The following is a 17530-nucleotide window of genomic DNA, read 5'->3' as shown; positions in this document are numbered from 1 at the left end:
GGGGCTGCCTAGGCGAGGACGCTCAGCTTGGAGCCGTTCCGGCCGAAGACGACGGCATCCACGGAGATCCGCCCGGCGCCGGTCAGGGCCACGGCCAGTGCTGCTGCGGCAAGGGCCAGGACGAACTCGTAGCCGCCCTTGTCGGCGAAGATGCCCGCCGGGGCGTGGACCAGGAACAGGGCGCCGAGCATGTCGAGCGCCAGCAGGGCCGCGAAGACGCGGGCCAGGACGCCGACGATCAGGGCGATGCCGCCCACCAGCTCGATGGTTGCCACTACGGGCGCAACAAGCGAAGCGGCGGGCACGCCCATCTGGGTGAAGGCTGCCTGGGTGCCCGCGATGGTGAATTCGTTGAATTTCTGCCAGCCGTGCGCGGCGAAGATGAAGCCGACGATGACGCGCAGGACGGTAAGGGCTGTGTTGGTCAGGGTGGACTGGTTCATGGGATTGCACCGTTTCGGATAGCGGTTGGCTGTCATGAAGCCCGCGGCGCGGCCGCTTGGTTGAAGCTTCAAGTCCATCCTGTTCGATGAAACTTGAAGTGTCAACTAATGTGACGCCCGGCTACGGCGCGGCTTGGCCTGAAGATGCTCACGGCCTGCTTCCAGCGCGGCGGCACCATGGTTTCCGGGACCACCAGATTCACGTCGCCCGGCTGCGAGAACCAGCCCTCGATCCCGGTGCGGCGCTCCACCCGTGTGACTTCCAGCAGCCCTGCCGAGCTCTCGATCCACCAACGGCGCTCCTCGGACTCCTCCCACGCCTGCAGGGTCTCCGCATCCGCGAAACGGTAAAGCATGTTCCATTCGTCGGAATTGGCCGCCGTCCGCACCCACCCGGACCCCAGGTAGCCGGGCCATTCGCGCGCGAGTTCCTGGCCGGCGGCCGCCCAGGCGCTGGCCTGGCGGGTGTAGCCGGGCAGGACGGTGCGGGCGACGGAAACGGTAATGGGATGCTCGGTGGACACAGCCACAATCTACCGGCGGCCGCCGGGCTAGGCTGGGAAAGTGCCCCAAAAAGTGACCAGTTCCACCGCGCCCTCCTCTGCCCGTGAAATCCTGCGCCTCGCCGTGCCCGCCTTCGGTGCGCTCATCGCCGAACCGCTCTTCCTCCTGGCCGATTCCGCCATAGTGGGGCACCTTGGCGTGGCGCAATTGGCCGGTGTGGGGCTTGCATCCACCGTGCTGCATACAGCCGTGGGACTCATGGTGTTCCTGGCATATTCAACAACCCCCGCCGTAGCTCGGGCCATCGGGGACGGCAGGCTCCCTAAGGCCCTCGCGGCAGGGCGCGACGGCGTCTGGCTGGCTTTGCTGCTCGGTGCGGCGCTCGCCGTGGCCGGGTTCCTTGCTGCCGAACCCCTCGTCGACGCCATGGGCGCCAGCGGCGAGGTCCGCGACTTCGCGGTCGACTACCTGCGCTGGTCCATGCCCGGCCTCGCCGCGATGCTGCTGATCTTCGCGGGAACCGGCGTGCTGCGCGGGCTCCAGGACACGCGCACCCCGCTCTTGGTGGCCACGGCCGGCTTCGCGCTGAACATCGGCCTCAACTGGTTCCTGGTCTACGGGCTTGGCCTGTCCGTTGCCGGATCCGCCATCGGCACCAGCATCGCCCAGTGGGCCATGGCCGCCGTCTATCTGGTGATGGTGGGCCGGAACGCGCGGCGCCACGGCGTCTCGCTGCGGCCCGACTGGCACGGCATCCGCGCCATGACCAAGGTGGGTTCGTGGCTCATGCTCCGCACGCTCAGCCTGCGGCTGGCCATCCTCGCCACGGTCCTGGTGGTCACCGCGCAGGGGGCCGTGAACCTGGCCGCCCACCAGCTCGCCATGACCATCTTCTCCTTCCTGGCCTTCGCTCTGGACGCGCTGGCGATCGCCGCGCAGGCGCTCATCGGCAAGGAACTCGGCGCCGCGAACCCGCGGCGGGCACGCGAGCTGACCCGCACCATGATCCGCTGGGGCCTGGGCTTCGGCGTAGTCACCGGGACGCTGCTCGCAGTCGCCGCGCCGTGGGCCGGGCTGCTGTTCACCTCCGATGCCGGCGTCCATTCCGCCCTCACCGCGGCCCTGTGGGTGCTCGCGGCCGGGCAGCCCCTGGCCGGTTTCGTCTTCGTGCTGGACGGGGTCCTCATCGGCGCGGGCGACGCCCGCTATCTGGCGATTGCCGGCGTCCTGAACCTGGCGGTCTATGCGCCGCTGCTGCTGGCGGTCCACCTCATGCGGCCCGACGGCGCCGCGGGGCTCGTGTGGTTGTGGGCGGTCTTTGCGCTGGGGTACATGCTGGCCCGCGGAGTCACGCTGGGCCTGCGGGCCCGGACGGACAAGTGGATGGTCCTCGGTTCCTAAGGGAGGATCAGGGCCCGGCCTGAGCTTGCGAAGGGTGGGAGTGCCGGCACGCACTAAACTGGAGCCGTGACTCTCCCCGCCTCATCCGCGCCTTCATCCGTGCCTGCAGCCGCCGAGCTCTGGAAGTCCGTGCTGCTGCGCGCGGGCATCGCGCTCGTATTCGGCGCGGTGACGGTGTTCTGGGGGCAGCCCTCGGTTCACGTGCTGGCCTGGGCCGTGGGCCTCTATCTGCTGGCCACCGCGGCCGCTGTGTTCCTGTCCAAGAGCCTGCCGACGGCGGTGCCCGCCGTCGCGGCGATCGCCGGCATTGGCGCGCTGGCCACGCAGTCGGATGCCGGCGTCGCGGTTTCGGCGCTGCTGGGGCTCCTGGTGCTCGGCATTGCGGAGTTGGTCCAGGGACTGCGCCGCCGCGGCCAGCATGTCCTGGCCCGCGACTGGCTGGTTTCCGGCGTGATCGGCGTCGGCACGGCAGTGGCCCTGCCGTTCTTCATCAGCCTCGGCGCCCATGCCCTGCTGGGCGTGGCCGGGGGTGGCGCGATCATCTCCGGGGTGCTGTGGATGCTGTCCGGCCTCACGCTGCGGCACGATGGGCGTACCCCCGCGCCCGAGGCCGTAAACTAGTATCAGTACGTTCTACTCCTTGTAGAACTTTTGAGGACCGGCGGGGAGCCGAACAGGCCCGCCATCATTGGAGGAATGACCGTGGCAAACCAGGAACCAGGAGCCCCGCGCAAGATGCGGACCTCGGTCAAGGGACCACTCATGTTCTCCGCATTCTGGGGCGTCCTGATCTTCTTCGCGGTGCTGATCTTCGCCTCCGGCGGCAGCGCGCGTGCCCCCCGCTTCGACCTTGCTTTCACGGGCGCAGGCATCGCCTTCATCGTGAGCCTCGTGGTCGCTGCAATGCTGTCGATGAGCCACAAGGAAAACGCGGAGCACCTCGGCCAGGGCTCGGGCGTCAACCTGAGCTCCAGGAAGCCGAGCCGCGGCCACGGTTCGGTTGCCGGCCCCGCCGCGCCTTCCACCCCGTCCGCCGTCGACGGCGAGACTGACACTCCCGACGGCGACCGCTAAGTTTCCGGCCCCTCCCCGCCTTTGGCTGAGGCGACGACGCCGGTGGGCGGCTTACTCCGCGCCGGCCGCCTTGCGTGCCCGGTAGGCCGCGACGTGCGCCCGGTTGGCGCAGTTTCCCGTGTCGCAGTAGCGCCTTGAGCGGTTGCGGCTGAGGTCCAGCACGACGGCGTCGCAGTCGTCCGCCGCGCACACCCGCATCCGGTCCATTTCCTTGCTGCGGATGACGTCGATGATCGCCATCGCAGCCTCGGCGCCCATGCGGTCGGCCAGCGGCGCCTCGGGCGTGGTGGCATGCAGGTGCCAGTCCCAGTGATCGTGCTTGACCAGCTGCGGGAGGGCCTTGGCCTCGGCGAGCAGCTGGTTCACGGTCTTGGCCGCAGTGCTTTCCTCGGCCGACCACAACGAGGCCAGCAGGCTCCGCAGGCGCTTGACGCTGCGCAACTCCGCCTCGTTTCCGGCCCGTGTGCCGGTGAATTCCTCGGCGTCCAGGAAGGCATTCAGATCGGCCGGCGTCCGGAGGGAATCCTCCCCGTTCGCGGCCGTGTTGATCAGATTGACCACGCTGCGGAGGGCCACCTCGGTGTCAGGCGCAAACAGCACTTTGACTCCTTACATGATTCGAGAGTATTGTCATGACCAACACCTAACTTTACTCCTGACAGGAGGCTGCTGTGTCAGCTGCAAAAACCCCGGCTGATTCGGCAGGATTCATGGCCTCGGGCCTCGGCGTTGCCTTGTTCTCCTCCGCCGTCTTCGGCTTGTCCGGCTCGTTTGCCAAATCCCTGCTGGAAACCGGATGGACCCCCGGTGCTGCGGTGGCCCTGCGCCTCAGCGGCGCGGCGCTGATCCTGGCGATCCCCGCCGTCGTGGTTCTCCGCGGACGCTGGCACCAGCTCAAGGACAACTGGCTGACCATCACGCTCTTCGGCGTGATCGGCGTGGCCGGCTGCCAGCTCTTCTACTTCAATGCCGTATCCCGGCTGTCCGTGGGGGTGGCGCTGCTCCTGGAGTACCTGGCCCCCGTGATGATCGTGCTCTGGCTCTGGATAGCCAGCCGGCGCAGGCCCAGGGCGCTCACTGCGGCCGGTTCCCTGCTTTCCCTGGGCGGTCTTGTGCTGGTCCTCGACCTCACCGGTGCCGTCAAGGTGGACTTCGTCGGCGTGCTGTGGGGCATGGCCGCAGCGGTGTGCCTGGTGATCTACTTCTTCATCACGGCCAAGGAAAACGACACCCTCCCGCCGCTGGTCATGGCCGCCGGCGGGCTCCTGGTGGGAGCCGTGGTCATCTGGATCGCCGGTCTCACCGGACTGCTGCCCATGACTTTCAACACCGCCGACACCAGCCTGGGTCCCTGGACCACCCCGTGGTGGCTTTCCCTGGCCGGGCTGGTGGTGCTGGCCACCGTACTGTCCTACGTCACCGGGATCATGGCCGCCCGCAGCCTCGGCTCCAAGGTGGCCTCCTTCGTCTCGTTGACAGAGGTGCTCTTCGCCGTGGTGTGGGCGTGGCTGCTCCTGGGCGAACTGCCCGGACCCATCCAGCTGATGGGCGGCGGACTCATTGTTGCCGGCGTGGTGCTGGTCCGCGTGGACGAACTCCGCGGTGCCCGCCGTAACGAGTCCCAGCCCGGCGCCGTCGTTCTTGCTGCCGAACTGGACCACGCGAACGACGTCGAACCCCTGCCGAAGGTGCCGGCCACCAAGGCCTAGGAATGCTCGCCAGCCGGACTTAAGGCGGCAGGGCCCGGACGCTGGTGCGTCCGGGCCCTGCCGTTGAGCTTGGTCTTAGCTCTGGGAAGCCTGCGTCTGCTGCTCGGCGTTGCGCTTCACGTTGTTGCTTGCCTCGCGCAGTGCGTCAGCGACCTTCTGCAGGTTGCCGGCGTGCTGGCTGGTCCACTCGTCGCGGAACTTGTCGGAGTCGGGACCCTTCCAGTCGGTCGCGTTGAGAGCGGCGTTCAGCTGGGAGCGCTGCTCCAGGATTACTTCGGCACCTGCCTGCAGCTTGCCGCCCAAACCGCGAAGCTGCTCAACGTCTGCACCCCAAATAGCCATGTCATTCTCCTTCAAGTGGTCGGATCCGAACCGTTCGGCATCCCCAGAGGCCTCCGGTTTGTCCGGAAGATCCATTGACATGAAACTATCGGATTTCCCAGGGCGGGTCGATGGGGACGCCTCCCCATGCAGCACTGCCCATGGCTAGCATGGTTGTATGTGCCGCAATATCCGGACCCTGCATAACTTCGAACCGCACGCCACGAGTGCCGAGGTGGAGGCCGCCGCGCTGCAATATGTGCGCAAGATCAGCGGAACCGCCAAGCCGTCCAAGGCCAACGAGGAGGCCTTCGCGGAGGCCGTGCACGAGATCGCGCACATCACCCAGCACCTTCTGGATGCACTGGTGACGCATGCACCGGCGCGGAACCGCGAAGAGGAGGCCGCCAAGGCCAGGGCCAGGGCGGCCGTCCGCTTCGGTACTGCCTGACTTGCCGCTCGGCGGCTACTTGCCGAAGGAGCGCAGCCGCAGGGAGTTCGCCACCACCAGGACCGAGCTCGCCGCCATCGCTGCGCCGGCGATCATGGGGTTGAGCAGGCCCAGGGCCGCCACCGGGATGCCCACCGCGTTGTAGAAGAACGCCCAGAACAGGTTGACCTTGATGGTCCGCAGCGTCTTCTGCGACAACTCGATGGCCTGCACCAGCTGCCCGAGGTCGCTGCCCATGACGGTCAGGTCCGCGGCCTCGATGGCCACGTCCGTGCCCGATCCCATGGCGATGCCCAGATCCGACTGCGCCAAGGCAGCGGCGTCGTTGACGCCGTCGCCGGCCATGGCCACCGTGGCGCCCTGCTGCTGCAGTTTCCGCACGGCCTCCACTTTGCCTTCCGGCAGGACCCCGGCCAGCACGTCTTCCGGCGCGATCCCGACGGCGGCAGCCACCTGGGCGGCCACGGCGGCGTTGTCCCCGGTCAGCAGCATGGGGCGGATGCCGAGTTCCTTGAGCCGCGCGATCGCGGCCGCGGAGCCGGGCTTGATGGTATCGCGCAGGCTGACGATACCGGCAGCCTGGCCGTCCACGGCCACCCAGATGGCGGTGGCCCCGCCGTTTTCCTGGGCCGAGAGAGTGCCCTGCTGGGCGGCGTCGGGGGCGATGCCGTTCTGGTCGAGCCAGCCGGACCGCCCGACGACGACCGTGCTGGCGGTGCCCTCCAGCACCACGGTGCCGCGGACCCCGCCGCCGGGGGCGGAGGTGAAGCCTTCCACCGCGGGGAGGGCGGCGCCGTCGGGCAGTCCTGCCTTCGCCGCGGCGGCGATCGCGTGGGCGATGGGGTGCTCGGAGGCGGCCTCCACCGCGCCCGCCAGGGTGAGGACAGTGGTGCCGGAGTGCCCGTTCAGGGCCAGGGTGTGGTCCACGGCGAGCTTGCCGCTGGTCACCGTGCCGGTCTTGTCCAGCAGGATGGTGTCAACGGTGCGGGTGTCCTCGAGGACCTGCGGGCCCTTGATGAGGATGCCCAGCTGGGCGCCGCGGCCCGTGCCGGTCAGCAGGCCGACGGGCGTTGCGAGTCCCAGGGCGCAGGGGCAGGCGATGACCAGCACTGCAACGGCGGCGGTGAATGCGGCGTTCACCTCGCCGGTGAAAACGAGCCACAGCACAAACGTGAGGACAGCAATCACCAGCACCACGGGCACGAAGACCGCGCTGATCCGGTCCGCGAGCCGTGCAATGGGTGCCTTGCCGGTCTGCGCCTGGCTGACCAGCCGGCCCATCTGCGCGAGCGTGGTGTCCGCGCCGACGCGTGTGGCGCGGACCAGCAGCCTACCGGAGGTGTTGATCGTGGCGCCGGTGACGGGGCTGTCCGGTCCGACTTCCACCGGCACCGATTCGCCGGTCACCAGCGAGGTGTCGACGGCGGACGCGCCGTGGGTGACCACGCCGTCCGTGGCGAACTTCTCACCCGGACGGACAACGAAGACGTCGCCCACCTCGAGCTGGTCCGCCGGAATCTTGTGCTCCACGCCGTCGACCAGGATTGTGGCATCCTTGGCGCCCAGGCTCAGCAGGGCCTTGAGGGCATCGCCGGCCTTGGCCTTCGCGTTGGCCTCGAGGTAACGGCCCAGGAGCAGGAACGTGGTGACCACGGCGGCCACCTCGAAGTACAGCCCTCCGCCCATCCCGTCCATGGACTCCATGCCGGGGTGTTCCGTCATCATCGGGTTGGCGAACAGCTGCCACGCCGAATACAGGTATGCGGCCAGCACGCCGATGGAGACCAGCGTGTCCATGGTGGACGCGAAGTGGCGGGCGTTGATGGCCGCGGCACGGTGGAAGGGCCAGGCCGCCCACGTCACCACCGGCAATGCCAGCGCCGCCGCCACCCAGCCCCAGTGTGCAAACTGCACGGCGGGGATCATCGAAATCGCGAACACCGGCACCGTGAGGATGGCCGCGGCGATAAGCCGCGGGCGCAGCTTGGACGCCGCGGGACCGTGGGACATGTGGTCTGTGTGCGCCTGGTGGTCACCTGCCGCGGCCTCACGACCCACATGCTCTGCATGCTCGCTCGTGCCTCGCTTAGACGCATGCTGCCGCATATGTGTCGCGCCGCCGCTGTGGTCGTGTTCCGTTCCGCCGTGGGAGTGGCCGCCGTCGTGCTGCTCGTGGGTGTGGACGTGGTGGGTGTGGCTGGGGGATTCTCGGACTGTGGCTTTGTAGCCTGTGGCGTTGACCGTGTCCACGATTTGTTGGTCGGTGATGGCTGCCGGGACCGTGACGTGGGCTGATTCCAGGGGGAGGTTGACCAGGGCCTCCACGCCGTCAAGTTTGCCGAGTTTTCGCTCCACGCGGCTGACACAGGAGGCACAGGTCATGCCCTCGATGTCGAGCTCGATGACCCGGGTTCCGGGCTGTTGGAGGATGTCCTGCTTGTCCAAGGGGAACTCCTAGGCTTCGTTGGCCACCACGAGGTAGCCGGCTTCGGCAACGGCCTCGCCGATTTCCGATCGCGAGAGCTGCTGGGTGGACGTGATGGTCACTGTGGAGATGCCGCCGGGGTTCAGGTCCACGGCGACCTCTTCCACTCCGGCGAGGGATTCAAGTTCTTCGCTCACGCTGGAGATGCAGTGGCCGCAGGTCATGCCCGAAACGTTGACGTTGGTCTGGATGGTCTGGCTCATGGCGTGCTCCTTGGTGGTGAGTTGGATGGTGTGGTGTGACGTGGCGGAATTACCGCAGCAAGCGCCCGATGGCATCGGTGGCCTCCTTGACCTTGGCGTCGATCTGTTCGGCGCGAGCACCGGGATCCGGCTCGGAGGCGGCGCCGACCACGCAGTGGCCGATGTGCTCCTCGACGAGCCCGAGGCTGACGGCATGCAGGGCCTTGGTGACGGCCGCGACCTGCGTGAGGATGTCGATGCAGTACTTGTCCTCCTCCACCATCCGCGCAATGCCGCGGACCTGGCCTTCGATGCGTTTCAGCCGGCGCAGGTAGGCGTCCTTGTTGGCGGAGTAGCCGTGCTGGGCGTGGACTTCATGCCCGACGCCGACGACTGGGGCTGTGATGCTCAGATCTACCGTGCTCATGCACCCAAAGGTATACCCCATGGGGGTATCAAGGCAAGTACCCCCTGGGGGTATTTTTCATGACTCTCCCCACGACGACGGACGCGCCGTGATCCGGTCGATGAACGCCAGGACTGCAGGGTGGGCGGGATTGATGAGATGGCCGCCCGGGACAAGTACGGTTTCGGTGTAGGGCAGGGCACCTGCCAGCCGGGCGTTCACCAGCCGGCAGGCCGCAGGGGAATCCTCGGCAGAAATGATCAACGTGGGCCGGCGTATACCGGCAAGTTCGTCTTCACCGAGATCGAGCGGATCCTCGCTGAGGTCCAGGCCGTGCCCCCGCATCTCCGCCAGAACCGCAGGGCTTGTCCCGGAGAACATGGCCTTCAGTTCGTCCGGAAAGGACTCCCAGGTCTCGTCGCCGAGAGCATCGCGCACCACGGTTTCGGCGGCCGAGGAAGGGTCTTCTTCCGACGTGATGAGGACCCTCCGGCGCAGCTCGCTGGCCCAGATGGAGGCTTCCGGATCGATCGCAAACAGGGCAGGCTCCAGCAGGACAAGGGCCTTTACCTTGTCCGGGAAGTGGAGTGCGAAACCGAGGGCGATTACGCCGCCGGTGCTGCGGCCGATGACCACCGCCGGGCCGGCATGCAGCGATGCAAGGAGCGCGGCGGCGTCGTCCACGTGCTCAAGCAGGTCGATGCGATCGAAGGAAACGGGTGGCGCACTGCGGTGGAAGCCCCTGCGGTCATAGGTGATGCACCGCCCGTGCTCGGCGAGTTCCCCGGCTGCGTCCTCCCACATCACGGCCGAACTCGGGGTTCCGTGGATGCCGAGGATCGGCACGCCGTCACCGCGTTCCTCGTAGTAGAGATCGACCCCGTTAACGCGAACCCTGGCCATGGGTCCAGCCTAGGACTCCCGGCTATGCCTGGACCAGCAGTCCGGTCGCGAACATCACCAGCATGCCGAGGATGATGCCGGCGCTGGTCACCGGCGTCAGGGTGCGCCCGGCCTTCCCGCCGCCGTCAGTGTCGCTGCCTTCCTTGTCCCGGAGCAGCGGCAGGATCTTGACGGCCACCTGGGCCACGGCCCCGGCGCCCACACCCAGCAGGAAGGCCGAAATGCTCGGCTGGTAAACCGTGGCACCTATCAATGCCCCGGCAATGGCGGGGGCGCCGGCGATCAGGCCCAGCACCGCCAGGCGGCCCAGGGTGGGCGGCTGCTTGGCCAGCGGCGTGACGATGGCCAGCCCTTCGGTGGTGTTGTGGATGGCGAAGCCGACGATCAGCGTGGCCCCGAGCGCCAGGGACCCTACGGCATAGGCTGAGCCAATGGCCAGGCCCTCGCCCAGGTTGTGCAGCCCGATGCCGATGGCGATCAGCAGTGCGAGCCGCCGCGGCGGCAGCGCAGCAGGCTGTCCGGGGGTGCCTAAAGCGCCGGCGCTGGCCCCAGCGATGCCGGCGTCCTGCCGCCTGCGCATCCACGCGTCGGTTCCCTCAAGCACCAGGTAGGCCACGAAGGCCCCCAGGAGCACCAGCAGCGGTCCGCCGAACGAGCTGTTGTCCGCCACGATTTCCATGCCTTCGAGCGTGGCGTCGAACGCCAGGAAGACCAGCAGGCCCACGGTGACGCCGAGCAGCAACTGCACCCACGCGGCGGAGGAGCGGCGGATGAACGGCATCCACAGCATGCCCAGTGCCACCGGGATGACGCCAACGTAGACGCCGAGCAAAGCCATAAGGCCGAAGAACGAGTTGCCGCGCTCCGGGCTGGCCACTGCGGCGTCGATGGTGGCCAGGATCTTGCCGCCGTTGGACGTCACCAGGGCGATCTCGTAGGGGTCGCCGTCCACCCAGTGGTAGATGACCGTGATGGTGCTCGATTCGAGCGGGGCCATGGTCTCCCGCGTCTGGGTGAATGCTGCGTAGTAGTCCGAGACGTTGACCTGGGCGATCGAGACCGGGTCCGGTCCTTCGTTGCGGACCGTGAGTTCGATCTGGCCGGGGGTGAGGCGGACGTTCTCGACGACGGCCACTTCCTTGGGCGGGATTTCCGCGCCGAGCTTGGCCAGTCCGGGTCCGTTCAAGAGCGTGAAGAGCCCCAGGAGGATGGCGATCAGCGCGAGCGGTCCCAGCCCGAGCAGCCAGCGCTGCCCAAACCAGCGCTGCCTTGGCCGCTGCTGCCCAGACCCCTGCTGTCCAGGCCCCTGCTGCCCCAGCGGCTGCCGCGGTGCCGGACGACGGCCGGAGGCGGCCGCCGTCGTGGTTTCCTCGGTGTTCATGTCGTCGGGGCTCATGCCGGCTCCACCTCGAAGAAGCCCATCCAGCCGAGCTCGGCGAACTCGGTCTTGTGGGCGTGGAACATGTACTTGCCCGGGTAAGGGAAACGGATCTCCACGATGCCGCGCTGGCCCTGCACCTGGGAGACGGTGTCCGTGTATTCGCTGGGCGTGAGCATGGTCCCGGTGGGGTAGTAGTGGAAGAAATTGCCATGCACGTGGAAGGAATTGATGGGATCGTACTCCAGGACATTGATGAGGTGGATCCGCACCAGCGCGTTCTGCTTCACCTGCACGGGGTGGTCCATGAAGTGGAACGGCAGGCCGTTGACGGAGTAGAACTCGTTGTCGTCCCCGCCGTCGGTGTTGTAGCCGTTCATGACCATGACCATCTCGTCATCGGCCGTGGGGCGCCCCGCGCGCGGCTCGATGATGAAGCCGCCGTACAGGCCCTTGGCGATGTGCGGCGCCAGCGGCGACTGGTGGCAGTGGTACAGGTGCGTGCCGAACGGGGTGGCGTCGAACTCGTAGCTGAAGCTCTGGCCCGGCGCGATCGAGCCGGCGCCGATCCCCGGCGTGCCGTCCATTTCGGCGCGGTGGATGCCGTGGAAATGCATGGTGTGCGGGTGGGCGCCGGCGTTGGTGAAATTGATCCTCAACGCGTCGCCCTCACGGGCCCAGAGCGTGGGGCCGGGGATCCTGCCGTTGTAGCACCAGCCCGGGAACGTGACCCCGGGCGCGATCTCGAAGTCCTTGTCGACGGCGACGATGTCCCATTCGCGCAGGGTGCGGCCGTCCGGCAGGGTGCTGGTCTTGCCGCGGTCGAAGTCCCGCAGGATCGCGGTGGGGTCGATGCCGGCGCGGTCCGGCGGCACTGCGCCACCGGCGAAGCCCGCGTGGCCGGCATGGTTGCCCAGGGCCGTGGGGCTGGTGGCGCGGGTGCCCGACGTCAAGATCCCCGACGCCGGCGTGCCCGACGCCGGCGTGCCCGACGGCGGCGGGGTGCCGCCGCTGTGGTCATGGAGTGCCGTGAAGGCGGGGAGGGCGGCCATTGCCGCGGCGCCCGAAATCATCGAGCGCCTGCTGGGCAGTGCGGGCCCGTCCTGTACCGGAAGTTTGGCCACGGCTCCTCCTGAAACAACACTGTTCAATAGGCCTAACATATTTGTTAGGCAAGTCTAACAGTCAGCTTTCCGTTGATATCATCGGATATGCCCGTTTCGGATTTGAGCCACGCTGCCCAGGACTACCTCAAGCTGATCTGGAGTGCCACAGAGTGGACCTCCACGCCGATCACGGTCAGTGTCATGGCGGAACGGCTGGGCGTCCGGCCCTCCACGGCATCGGACGGCATCAAGAAGCTGGCCAAGCAGGGCCTGGTCACGCACGCACCCTACGGCAGCATCGAACTGACGGCCGAGGGCCGCGAAAATGCCGTGGCGATGGTCCGCAGGCACCGCCTCCTGGAGACCTTCCTGGTGCAGGTCCTTGGCTACGGCTGGGACGAAGTGCACGACGAGGCGGAAATTCTGGAGCACGCCGTCTCGGATTCCCTGATTGCCAGGATCGACAATCACCTCGGCCACCCCACGCGCGATCCGCACGGCGACCCCATCCCCACGGCGGACGGCCAGCCGCACCCCCCGGAGGGCATCCTGCTCTCCGATGCCGGCCCGGAATCGGAGGTGGTCATCACCCGCATCTCCGACGACGACCCCGAGATGCTCCGCTACTTCACGGAATTGGGCTTGGCCCCGGATGTCCGGCTGACGGTCCGCGAGCGGCGGCCGTACACGGATGTCACCACCATCCGGCGGCAGGGCAGCGACCACGACGCCGACCTCGGCCCCGTCGCGGCGGCGGCCATTTGGGTTGTGGCCGGGTAGGTCGAGCGCCCGTTTCCACAGCCCCGAAGCTTCCGTTTAAACAAAGAGCTCCGGAGTGCATTATTGGGGGATATGCACTCCGGAGCGGCCTTTGAGCAGGTGCTTTGCTTGCCTGCTTTAAATACTCTACGGGCCGATCAGGGCCTTGGCCAGCACCTCGAATAAGTACTTTGACTTTACTTTTTAGGGGCTTGTGCTAGGCCCGGATTGCCCGCCGGTGGGCACAAGACTCGCATTGCGGTGCCGGTGTGAAGGCTTCGTCCGGCTCAGCCCCTGCGGTGTTTGGCGGGCGGCACGATCAGCACCGGCGTGTGCTGGTGGTGGCTCAGCCAGGACGCCACCGAGCCGTTCAGAGCCTCGGAGATCCGGTGCCCCAGCCCCGGTTCCGGCGTGCCGACGATGATCATGGAGGCATGCACATCCGCGGCCAGCCGGCCGATCGCGCGGGCAGGATCACCGGCAAGGAGTCGCACGGTCCACTCCGCAGGGCTCCCTTCCAAGGCGGTCTTGATGAACGCGGCCAGATCGTCGCGGACCGCCTCAAGATCGGCGTCGACCTTCTCTGGATGGAGGGACATGCGGTGGGTTTCCCTGGACGGATCCCATTCCACCAGATAGCTGGCCTCGTCCACATAGGCGCAGACCATGGGCGTTCCCAGCCCCTCAGCAAGCATGCGCGCGGTCTTCAGTACCTCGCTGTGCTGGCCGGGCAGGACGCCCACCACCAACGGAACCGGGCCGCTGAAACTCTCCGGAGACATACTTCATTGTGGCCCGGCCCGCGGTCCTTGAACAGGCCGTCGCCCTGCCCGTACGGCAAGCAGTGCGCAAAGCGCGGGGGCTCATTCGGAGTCAAAACCGTCCGCTTTGGGCTGGGCTGTTCCGGGCCGGGGTGTTCCAGGCGCCCGGCGCCACGTCAGCGTAACGTTGAAGTTCGACGTCGTGCTGGCCGCCGCGATGAAGGCGCCCGCCTCGGCGTGCAGGTCGATGCCGAACGTCACGGTCACCTCGTCCGGGCGGTGCTCCAGGCTCAGGAGTTCGTCGATGACCCCCTGGACGGCCGGCCGGATGTGCCCCAGCGCCCTCTCGAACGTCTGCTGGGCACGGGCGAACATGCCTGAATGGTCGCCGCCGCGGACCACCACCCCGCCGGCCGCCGTCGACACTTCAACGGTGACCGTGCCGCCGTCGTCGGTGGGAAACTCGAGCAGCTGGGTCATGGGGTTCCTATCGGGGACCGGCGGGGCGGGCTGCGGCCCGCCGTGCAAGGACGGCAAGGGCGGTGCCAGCGGCGGCCACGAGGACCAGATGGACAACCACGAAGGCTCCGCTGCTGGGGATCCAGATGATCGGCTGCAGCACCAGGGGAGCGGCCAGGAGCCACTGCGCAGGCTGAAGTTCGGGCTGGCTGCGGCGGGCAATCATCAGCGCGGCCACGGCGCAGGCACTGGCCACAAGGCTCAGAGCCACGCGCAACGGGACGTAGTCGGGATCGACTTCCACATCCACGGAGCCGCCATGCAGCGCCACCGCCGCGATCGCCACGCCCAGCAGGACTTTGCCGCGGACCGGCCGGCCGGGCAGCCCGGCAAGGACCAGGATGTAGCCGAGCGGAACTGCCAGCCCCAGCAAGAGACGGAGGATCTCGCGGCCGCCCTCCCACCACCAACCTTCGTCCACAAGGATCACACCCTGCCCCCACGCTGCCCACGTGCCGGAGGCAGCAAGCACCAAGCCTCCGCTGAGCAGCAACCGCGGATTCACTGGCCGGGGACTGGCAAGCGTCGAAGCGGGGGCGAGGCCCGCCCCGGAGTGCGCCTGGGGCAGCGGATGCTCCCCGCCGCCGGGATCCGGCGCTTGCCACGGCCGGGACACCCATGCCACCACCAGCCCGGCCAGGGTCAGCGGGACAAAATAGCTGAGTTGGAAGAAGAGCGGTTCCTCGCGGATCCAAGCGAGGGCCACTGCCGTCAGGGACAAGCCCAGGATCCATCCGGCTACCCTCCGAGGCCATGGCTCCCGGACGCACAGGATCCCCAGCGCCAGGGCGGCGGTGCCTTGGAGAACGGTCAGGAAGGCGGCCGTCGGCACGGACATCCTTTCAAGCCCAGCCCAGCCAAGGACCGTCGAGGACAGTGCCGCCGCCGCCAGCAGCAGCCGGCCCGCGACTGCACGCGTGGGTACTCCGGCCGCCGCCATTGCCAGCAGCGCTGCCGGAATCAGCAAGCCCAGGGCCAGCGCCAGCGAAGTAGCGCCGGAATCCATCTTGTAGACGTACCAGTAGTACTCGGTGACTGCGCCAGCGCCCACGATGCCGGCCACCGCGAGCAGGAGCCCGCCGGCTAGTCCCAGCCACGACTCCCATGGGGCGGGAACCGGGCGCCGGACAGGGGCCGACGGCGGCGCCGGGCTCGGCGGGACGGGAACCGGGGTGGCCGGGGCCCGCGGGGCTGCAGCTTCGGGAAGGGCGGCCGGACGCTGGGGCACCGGCTTGGCGAGCGGCGCTTCTGGCACCGCCACGGCAGCCGGCGGCTCCTCCACCGCGGGCGCTGCCGGCGCGGGTTCCTCCGCCGCGGGCGCTGCCGGCGCGGGTTCCTCCGCCGCGGGCGCTGCCGGGGTGCCTCGCAATTCGGTGCGGGCCGCCGTCGTGAGCCCGTCCGGGTCCGCCTCGGCCGGGTCCAGGGCCTCAAGCTCGACGGCGACATCCAGCACCGCCTGCCAGCTGCCCCGCTGTGCGTGGTACCGGAGTTCGCTCTGCAGTTCTGCCACGCGCTGCCGGCGCTCGCAGTCCTTCCTGCGCTCGCCGGCATCGGGGTAACCGGCTTCGCCCTCCAGCAGGGCGTAGATTTCCGCCGCGCCGCCCCAGTCCTGGGCGGCCTCGGCCTCGCGGGCATGCCCGTACTGCTCGGCCAGCTCAAGCTGGCGCAGTGCCGAGTCACGCAGGGCCTGGGCGTCCCGGTAGCCGGGTTCCAGCGCCAGGACGTCGTCGAACAGTTCCGCCGCCGGCCCGAAGTTCCTGGTGCGGAGCTCCGCCGTCGCCTGCACATACAGGGCACGCAACTGCGCCTTGTGCGCCCGCTCCTTCAGCCGCAGGGCGTCTGCGTCCGAGAGGGTCCCCGGTACCGGCACCGGCGCCGCGAAAAGCCCCGGCGCGGCGGCGGGCGGAACGGGTGCGGCGAAAGGCGCGGGGACCGCGGCGGCGTTGGCCGCCGTCGGAGGCTTGGCAGGGGCCGCGAGCGTGAACAACTGGGTGGATCCGCCCCGCACATACAGGGCGGGCGTGACCCATTCCAGGGTGCCGTCCGGGCTGGCCATGACGGAGATCCGGCCGACCCGGGCCGCCTCGTCCACGGCCCGGCCGTTGGCGATCGCCGCGTAGAACCCATGCGCGAAGGCGATGGCCGCGGAGTCGCTGATGGCGAACTGCATGGCCGCCACGGCGCTGATCCCGCTGCGCACCAAAGAGGCCGCCGTGCCGGAGAAAAGGTCGGCCTGGCCCGTTTCTCCCGAGGAACACGAGTTCAGGACCACCAGGCGGGGGCGGGGTGCGGCGATGCTCAGCAGCGCCATGAGGCGGACCGCCCGCACCATCGCGGCGCGGCCGTCCGGCCCCTCCAGGGCGATCCTGCCTTCGTCCGCGCGGGCGTCGTAGTCGCCGTGGCCGATGAAGTGCACCACGTGCCATGGCCCGGCCAGCAGCGCGGCCTGCACCGCGTCCCAGGTTCCGCCGGCCGCCCAGACCAGCTCGATGCGGCCTTCGGAAACCGGCCCGGCCAGGGCCTGCGTCAGGTGGTCCTTTTCGGCGTCGACGTTCAGGGAGGGGAGATCGCGCGGGCTGGCCACAATGCCCAGGATCCGCAGCGGCGGCGTGATGTCGAGCGGGTTCAGGTGGTAGTCGGGCGCCGGAATGTGGCGCAGGAGGGGTTCGGTCTGGCAGAGGTACGACTCCGTCTCGGGGTCGAACAGCATCTCCCACGGCAGGGCCGCGAGCTCCGGGGCCGCGAGCCGCAGCACCACGCGCAGCTGCTGCCCCGCATGCTGGGCGGCCCCCAGGCTGGCCCGGTACGTTCCATAGACCTCCCGCGTAAACAGGGCCTGGAAGAGTTCCTGCCCCACACCCCGGACGGGGAGTTCCATGACCGGCGTGGTGCGCCGTGCCGCCACGGACGACGCCAGCACCGTCGCCTCCAGTTCGGCCCGCCGCTCAAGGATGCCGGCGACGTCGAGGGTGAAGGTCCCGGATGCATGTCCGCCCGCCGGAGCCTCCACGACGCGCACCGTGTATTCGCCGTGTTCTGAACCGGAATCGATCTCCAGCTCAATGTCAGCGTCCACGCCAGGCCCCCTCCACGCCCGGACCATGAACCCGCATGGTCCCTACCTCAAG

At 68.5% G+C, this 17530-nt stretch carries 19 protein-coding genes; 6 read left to right on the top strand and 13 right to left on the bottom strand.

Annotated elements, in window-relative coordinates; genetic code table 11:
* Positions 1-8: 8 nt before the first annotated feature.
* Together NVV90_RS20515 and NVV90_RS20510 are read right to left on the bottom strand one after the other, a co-directional pair.
* A complete protein-coding gene (locus NVV90_RS20515; protein WP_258439079.1) occupies positions 9-443 on the bottom strand; it encodes a DoxX family protein in 435 nt (144 codons plus the stop codon).
* A 101-nt stretch (positions 444-544) separates the two neighbouring features.
* Positions 545-967: an antibiotic biosynthesis monooxygenase gene (locus tag NVV90_RS20510; protein WP_258439078.1), complete on the bottom strand. Its 423-nt coding sequence runs from the start codon at positions 965-967 to the stop codon at positions 545-547.
* 52 nt (positions 968-1019) lie between these two features.
* On the opposite strand from NVV90_RS20510, the gene NVV90_RS20505 reads away from it, so the two are divergent.
* The 3 genes from NVV90_RS20505 to NVV90_RS20495 all read left to right on the top strand — a co-directional run bounded on the left by NVV90_RS20505 (position 1020) and on the right by NVV90_RS20495 (position 3422).
* Positions 1020-2348 carry an MATE family efflux transporter gene (locus NVV90_RS20505; RefSeq protein ID WP_396125327.1) on the top strand — a complete coding sequence of 443 codons (1329 nt, stop codon included), beginning with the start codon at positions 1020-1022 and terminating at the stop codon, positions 2346-2348.
* A gap of 66 nt (positions 2349-2414) precedes the next feature.
* A complete protein-coding gene (locus NVV90_RS20500) occupies positions 2415-2969 on the top strand; it encodes a DUF308 domain-containing protein (RefSeq protein ID WP_258439076.1) in 555 nt (184 codons plus the stop codon).
* 75 nt (positions 2970-3044) lie between these two features.
* Positions 3045-3422 (top strand): hypothetical protein, encoded by a 378-nt coding sequence (locus tag NVV90_RS20495; protein ID WP_258439075.1) that lies wholly within the window; start codon positions 3045-3047, stop codon positions 3420-3422.
* A gap of 51 nt (positions 3423-3473) precedes the next feature.
* On the opposite strand, the gene NVV90_RS20490 is transcribed toward NVV90_RS20495, so the two are convergent.
* Positions 3474-4022, bottom strand: coding sequence for a CGNR zinc finger domain-containing protein (locus NVV90_RS20490; protein ID WP_258439074.1), 549 nt, complete (start codon positions 4020-4022; stop codon positions 3474-3476).
* A gap of 71 nt (positions 4023-4093) precedes the next feature.
* Between NVV90_RS20490 and NVV90_RS20485 the strand changes: the two genes are divergently transcribed.
* Positions 4094-5131 (top strand): DMT family transporter, encoded by a 1038-nt coding sequence (locus NVV90_RS20485; protein ID WP_258439073.1) that lies wholly within the window; start codon positions 4094-4096, stop codon positions 5129-5131.
* A 75-nt stretch (positions 5132-5206) separates the two neighbouring features.
* Here NVV90_RS20485 and NVV90_RS20480 read toward each other — a convergent pair whose 3' ends face one another.
* A complete protein-coding gene (locus tag NVV90_RS20480; RefSeq protein WP_258439072.1) occupies positions 5207-5473 on the bottom strand; it encodes a WXG100 family type VII secretion target in 267 nt (88 codons plus the stop codon).
* A gap of 157 nt (positions 5474-5630) precedes the next feature.
* On the opposite strand from NVV90_RS20480, the gene NVV90_RS20475 reads away from it, so the two are divergent.
* Positions 5631-5903 carry a DUF2277 domain-containing protein gene (locus tag NVV90_RS20475; RefSeq protein WP_258439071.1) on the top strand — a complete coding sequence of 91 codons (273 nt, stop codon included), beginning with the start codon at positions 5631-5633 and terminating at the stop codon, positions 5901-5903.
* 15 nt (positions 5904-5918) lie between these two features.
* Here the strand turns inward: NVV90_RS20475 and NVV90_RS20470 are convergent, their stop codons facing one another.
* The 6 genes from NVV90_RS20470 to NVV90_RS20445 form a co-directional block, all read right to left on the bottom strand.
* A complete protein-coding gene (locus NVV90_RS20470) occupies positions 5919-8285 on the bottom strand; it encodes a cation-translocating P-type ATPase (protein WP_258441248.1) in 2367 nt (788 codons plus the stop codon).
* 72 nt (positions 8286-8357) lie between these two features.
* Positions 8358-8591, bottom strand: a complete 234-nt coding sequence (locus NVV90_RS20465; protein WP_258439070.1) for a heavy-metal-associated domain-containing protein — start codon at positions 8589-8591, stop codon at positions 8358-8360.
* Between the two features lie 49 nt (positions 8592-8640).
* A complete protein-coding gene (locus tag NVV90_RS20460; protein WP_258439069.1) occupies positions 8641-8997 on the bottom strand; it encodes a metal-sensitive transcriptional regulator in 357 nt (118 codons plus the stop codon).
* Between the two features lie 57 nt (positions 8998-9054).
* Positions 9055-9879 (bottom strand): alpha/beta fold hydrolase, encoded by an 825-nt coding sequence (locus NVV90_RS20455; protein WP_258439068.1) that lies wholly within the window; start codon positions 9877-9879, stop codon positions 9055-9057.
* 22 nt (positions 9880-9901) lie between these two features.
* A complete protein-coding gene (locus tag NVV90_RS20450) occupies positions 9902-11275 on the bottom strand; it encodes a ZIP family metal transporter (RefSeq protein ID WP_258439067.1) in 1374 nt (457 codons plus the stop codon).
* Entirely contained in the window at positions 11272-12381 is a 1110-nt protein-coding gene (locus tag NVV90_RS20445) for a multicopper oxidase domain-containing protein (protein WP_258439066.1), read from the bottom strand. Before NVV90_RS20445 ends, NVV90_RS20450 begins: the two co-directional genes overlap by 4 nt.
* A gap of 87 nt (positions 12382-12468) precedes the next feature.
* Between NVV90_RS20445 and NVV90_RS20440 the strand changes: the two genes are divergently transcribed.
* Positions 12469-13143 (top strand): metal-dependent transcriptional regulator, encoded by a 675-nt coding sequence (locus tag NVV90_RS20440; RefSeq protein WP_258439065.1) that lies wholly within the window; start codon positions 12469-12471, stop codon positions 13141-13143.
* A gap of 266 nt (positions 13144-13409) precedes the next feature.
* Here the strand turns inward: NVV90_RS20440 and NVV90_RS20435 are convergent, their stop codons facing one another.
* From NVV90_RS20435 to NVV90_RS20995, 3 genes are all read right to left on the bottom strand, one after another.
* Complete coding sequence (locus tag NVV90_RS20435) at positions 13410-13904, bottom strand: universal stress protein (RefSeq protein WP_258439064.1); 495 nt, start codon at positions 13902-13904, stop codon at positions 13410-13412.
* Positions 13905-13985: 81 nt separating this feature from the next.
* Positions 13986-14363, bottom strand: a complete 378-nt coding sequence (locus tag NVV90_RS20430; RefSeq protein WP_258439063.1) for a CU044_2847 family protein — start codon at positions 14361-14363, stop codon at positions 13986-13988.
* A gap of 7 nt (positions 14364-14370) precedes the next feature.
* The gene (locus NVV90_RS20995) at positions 14371-17478 is read right to left on the bottom strand and encodes a CHAT domain-containing protein (protein ID WP_309304078.1); all 3108 of its coding nucleotides are present in this window, start codon (positions 17476-17478) and stop codon (positions 14371-14373) included.
* Between the last annotated feature and the right edge of the window lie 52 nt (positions 17479-17530).

Origin of the sequence: Arthrobacter sp. CJ23, from assembly GCF_024741795.1 — a bacterium.
Taxonomy (GTDB): domain Bacteria; phylum Actinomycetota; class Actinomycetes; order Actinomycetales; family Micrococcaceae; genus Arthrobacter.
The sequence above is the reverse complement of the archived record's forward strand: the minus strand, read 5'-3'. Positions and strand labels throughout refer to the sequence as shown.

Coding starts and splice junctions, on each gene's coding strand:
- NVV90_RS20430 (WP_258439063.1), bottom strand. CDS start 14,363: ATGACCCAGCTGCTCGAGTTTCCCACCGACGACGGCGGCACGGTCACC.
- NVV90_RS20440 (WP_258439065.1), top strand. CDS start 12,469: ATGCCCGTTTCGGATTTGAGCCACGCTGCCCAGGACTACCTCAAGCTG.
- NVV90_RS20475 (WP_258439071.1), top strand. CDS start 5,631: ATGTGCCGCAATATCCGGACCCTGCATAACTTCGAACCGCACGCCACG.
- NVV90_RS20435 (WP_258439064.1), bottom strand. CDS start 13,904: ATGTCTCCGGAGAGTTTCAGCGGCCCGGTTCCGTTGGTGGTGGGCGTC.
- NVV90_RS20515 (WP_258439079.1), bottom strand. CDS start 443: ATGAACCAGTCCACCCTGACCAACACAGCCCTTACCGTCCTGCGCGTC.
- NVV90_RS20495 (WP_258439075.1), top strand. CDS start 3,045: ATGACCGTGGCAAACCAGGAACCAGGAGCCCCGCGCAAGATGCGGACC.
- NVV90_RS20450 (WP_258439067.1), bottom strand. CDS start 11,275: ATGAGCCCCGACGACATGAACACCGAGGAAACCACGACGGCGGCCGCC.
- NVV90_RS20470 (WP_258441248.1), bottom strand. CDS start 8,285: ATGACCTGTGCCTCCTGTGTCAGCCGCGTGGAGCGAAAACTCGGCAAA.
- NVV90_RS20480 (WP_258439072.1), bottom strand. CDS start 5,473: ATGGCTATTTGGGGTGCAGACGTTGAGCAGCTTCGCGGTTTGGGCGGC.
- NVV90_RS20460 (WP_258439069.1), bottom strand. CDS start 8,997: ATGAGCACGGTAGATCTGAGCATCACAGCCCCAGTCGTCGGCGTCGGG.
- NVV90_RS20455 (WP_258439068.1), bottom strand. CDS start 9,879: ATGGCCAGGGTTCGCGTTAACGGGGTCGATCTCTACTACGAGGAACGC.
- NVV90_RS20465 (WP_258439070.1), bottom strand. CDS start 8,591: ATGAGCCAGACCATCCAGACCAACGTCAACGTTTCGGGCATGACCTGC.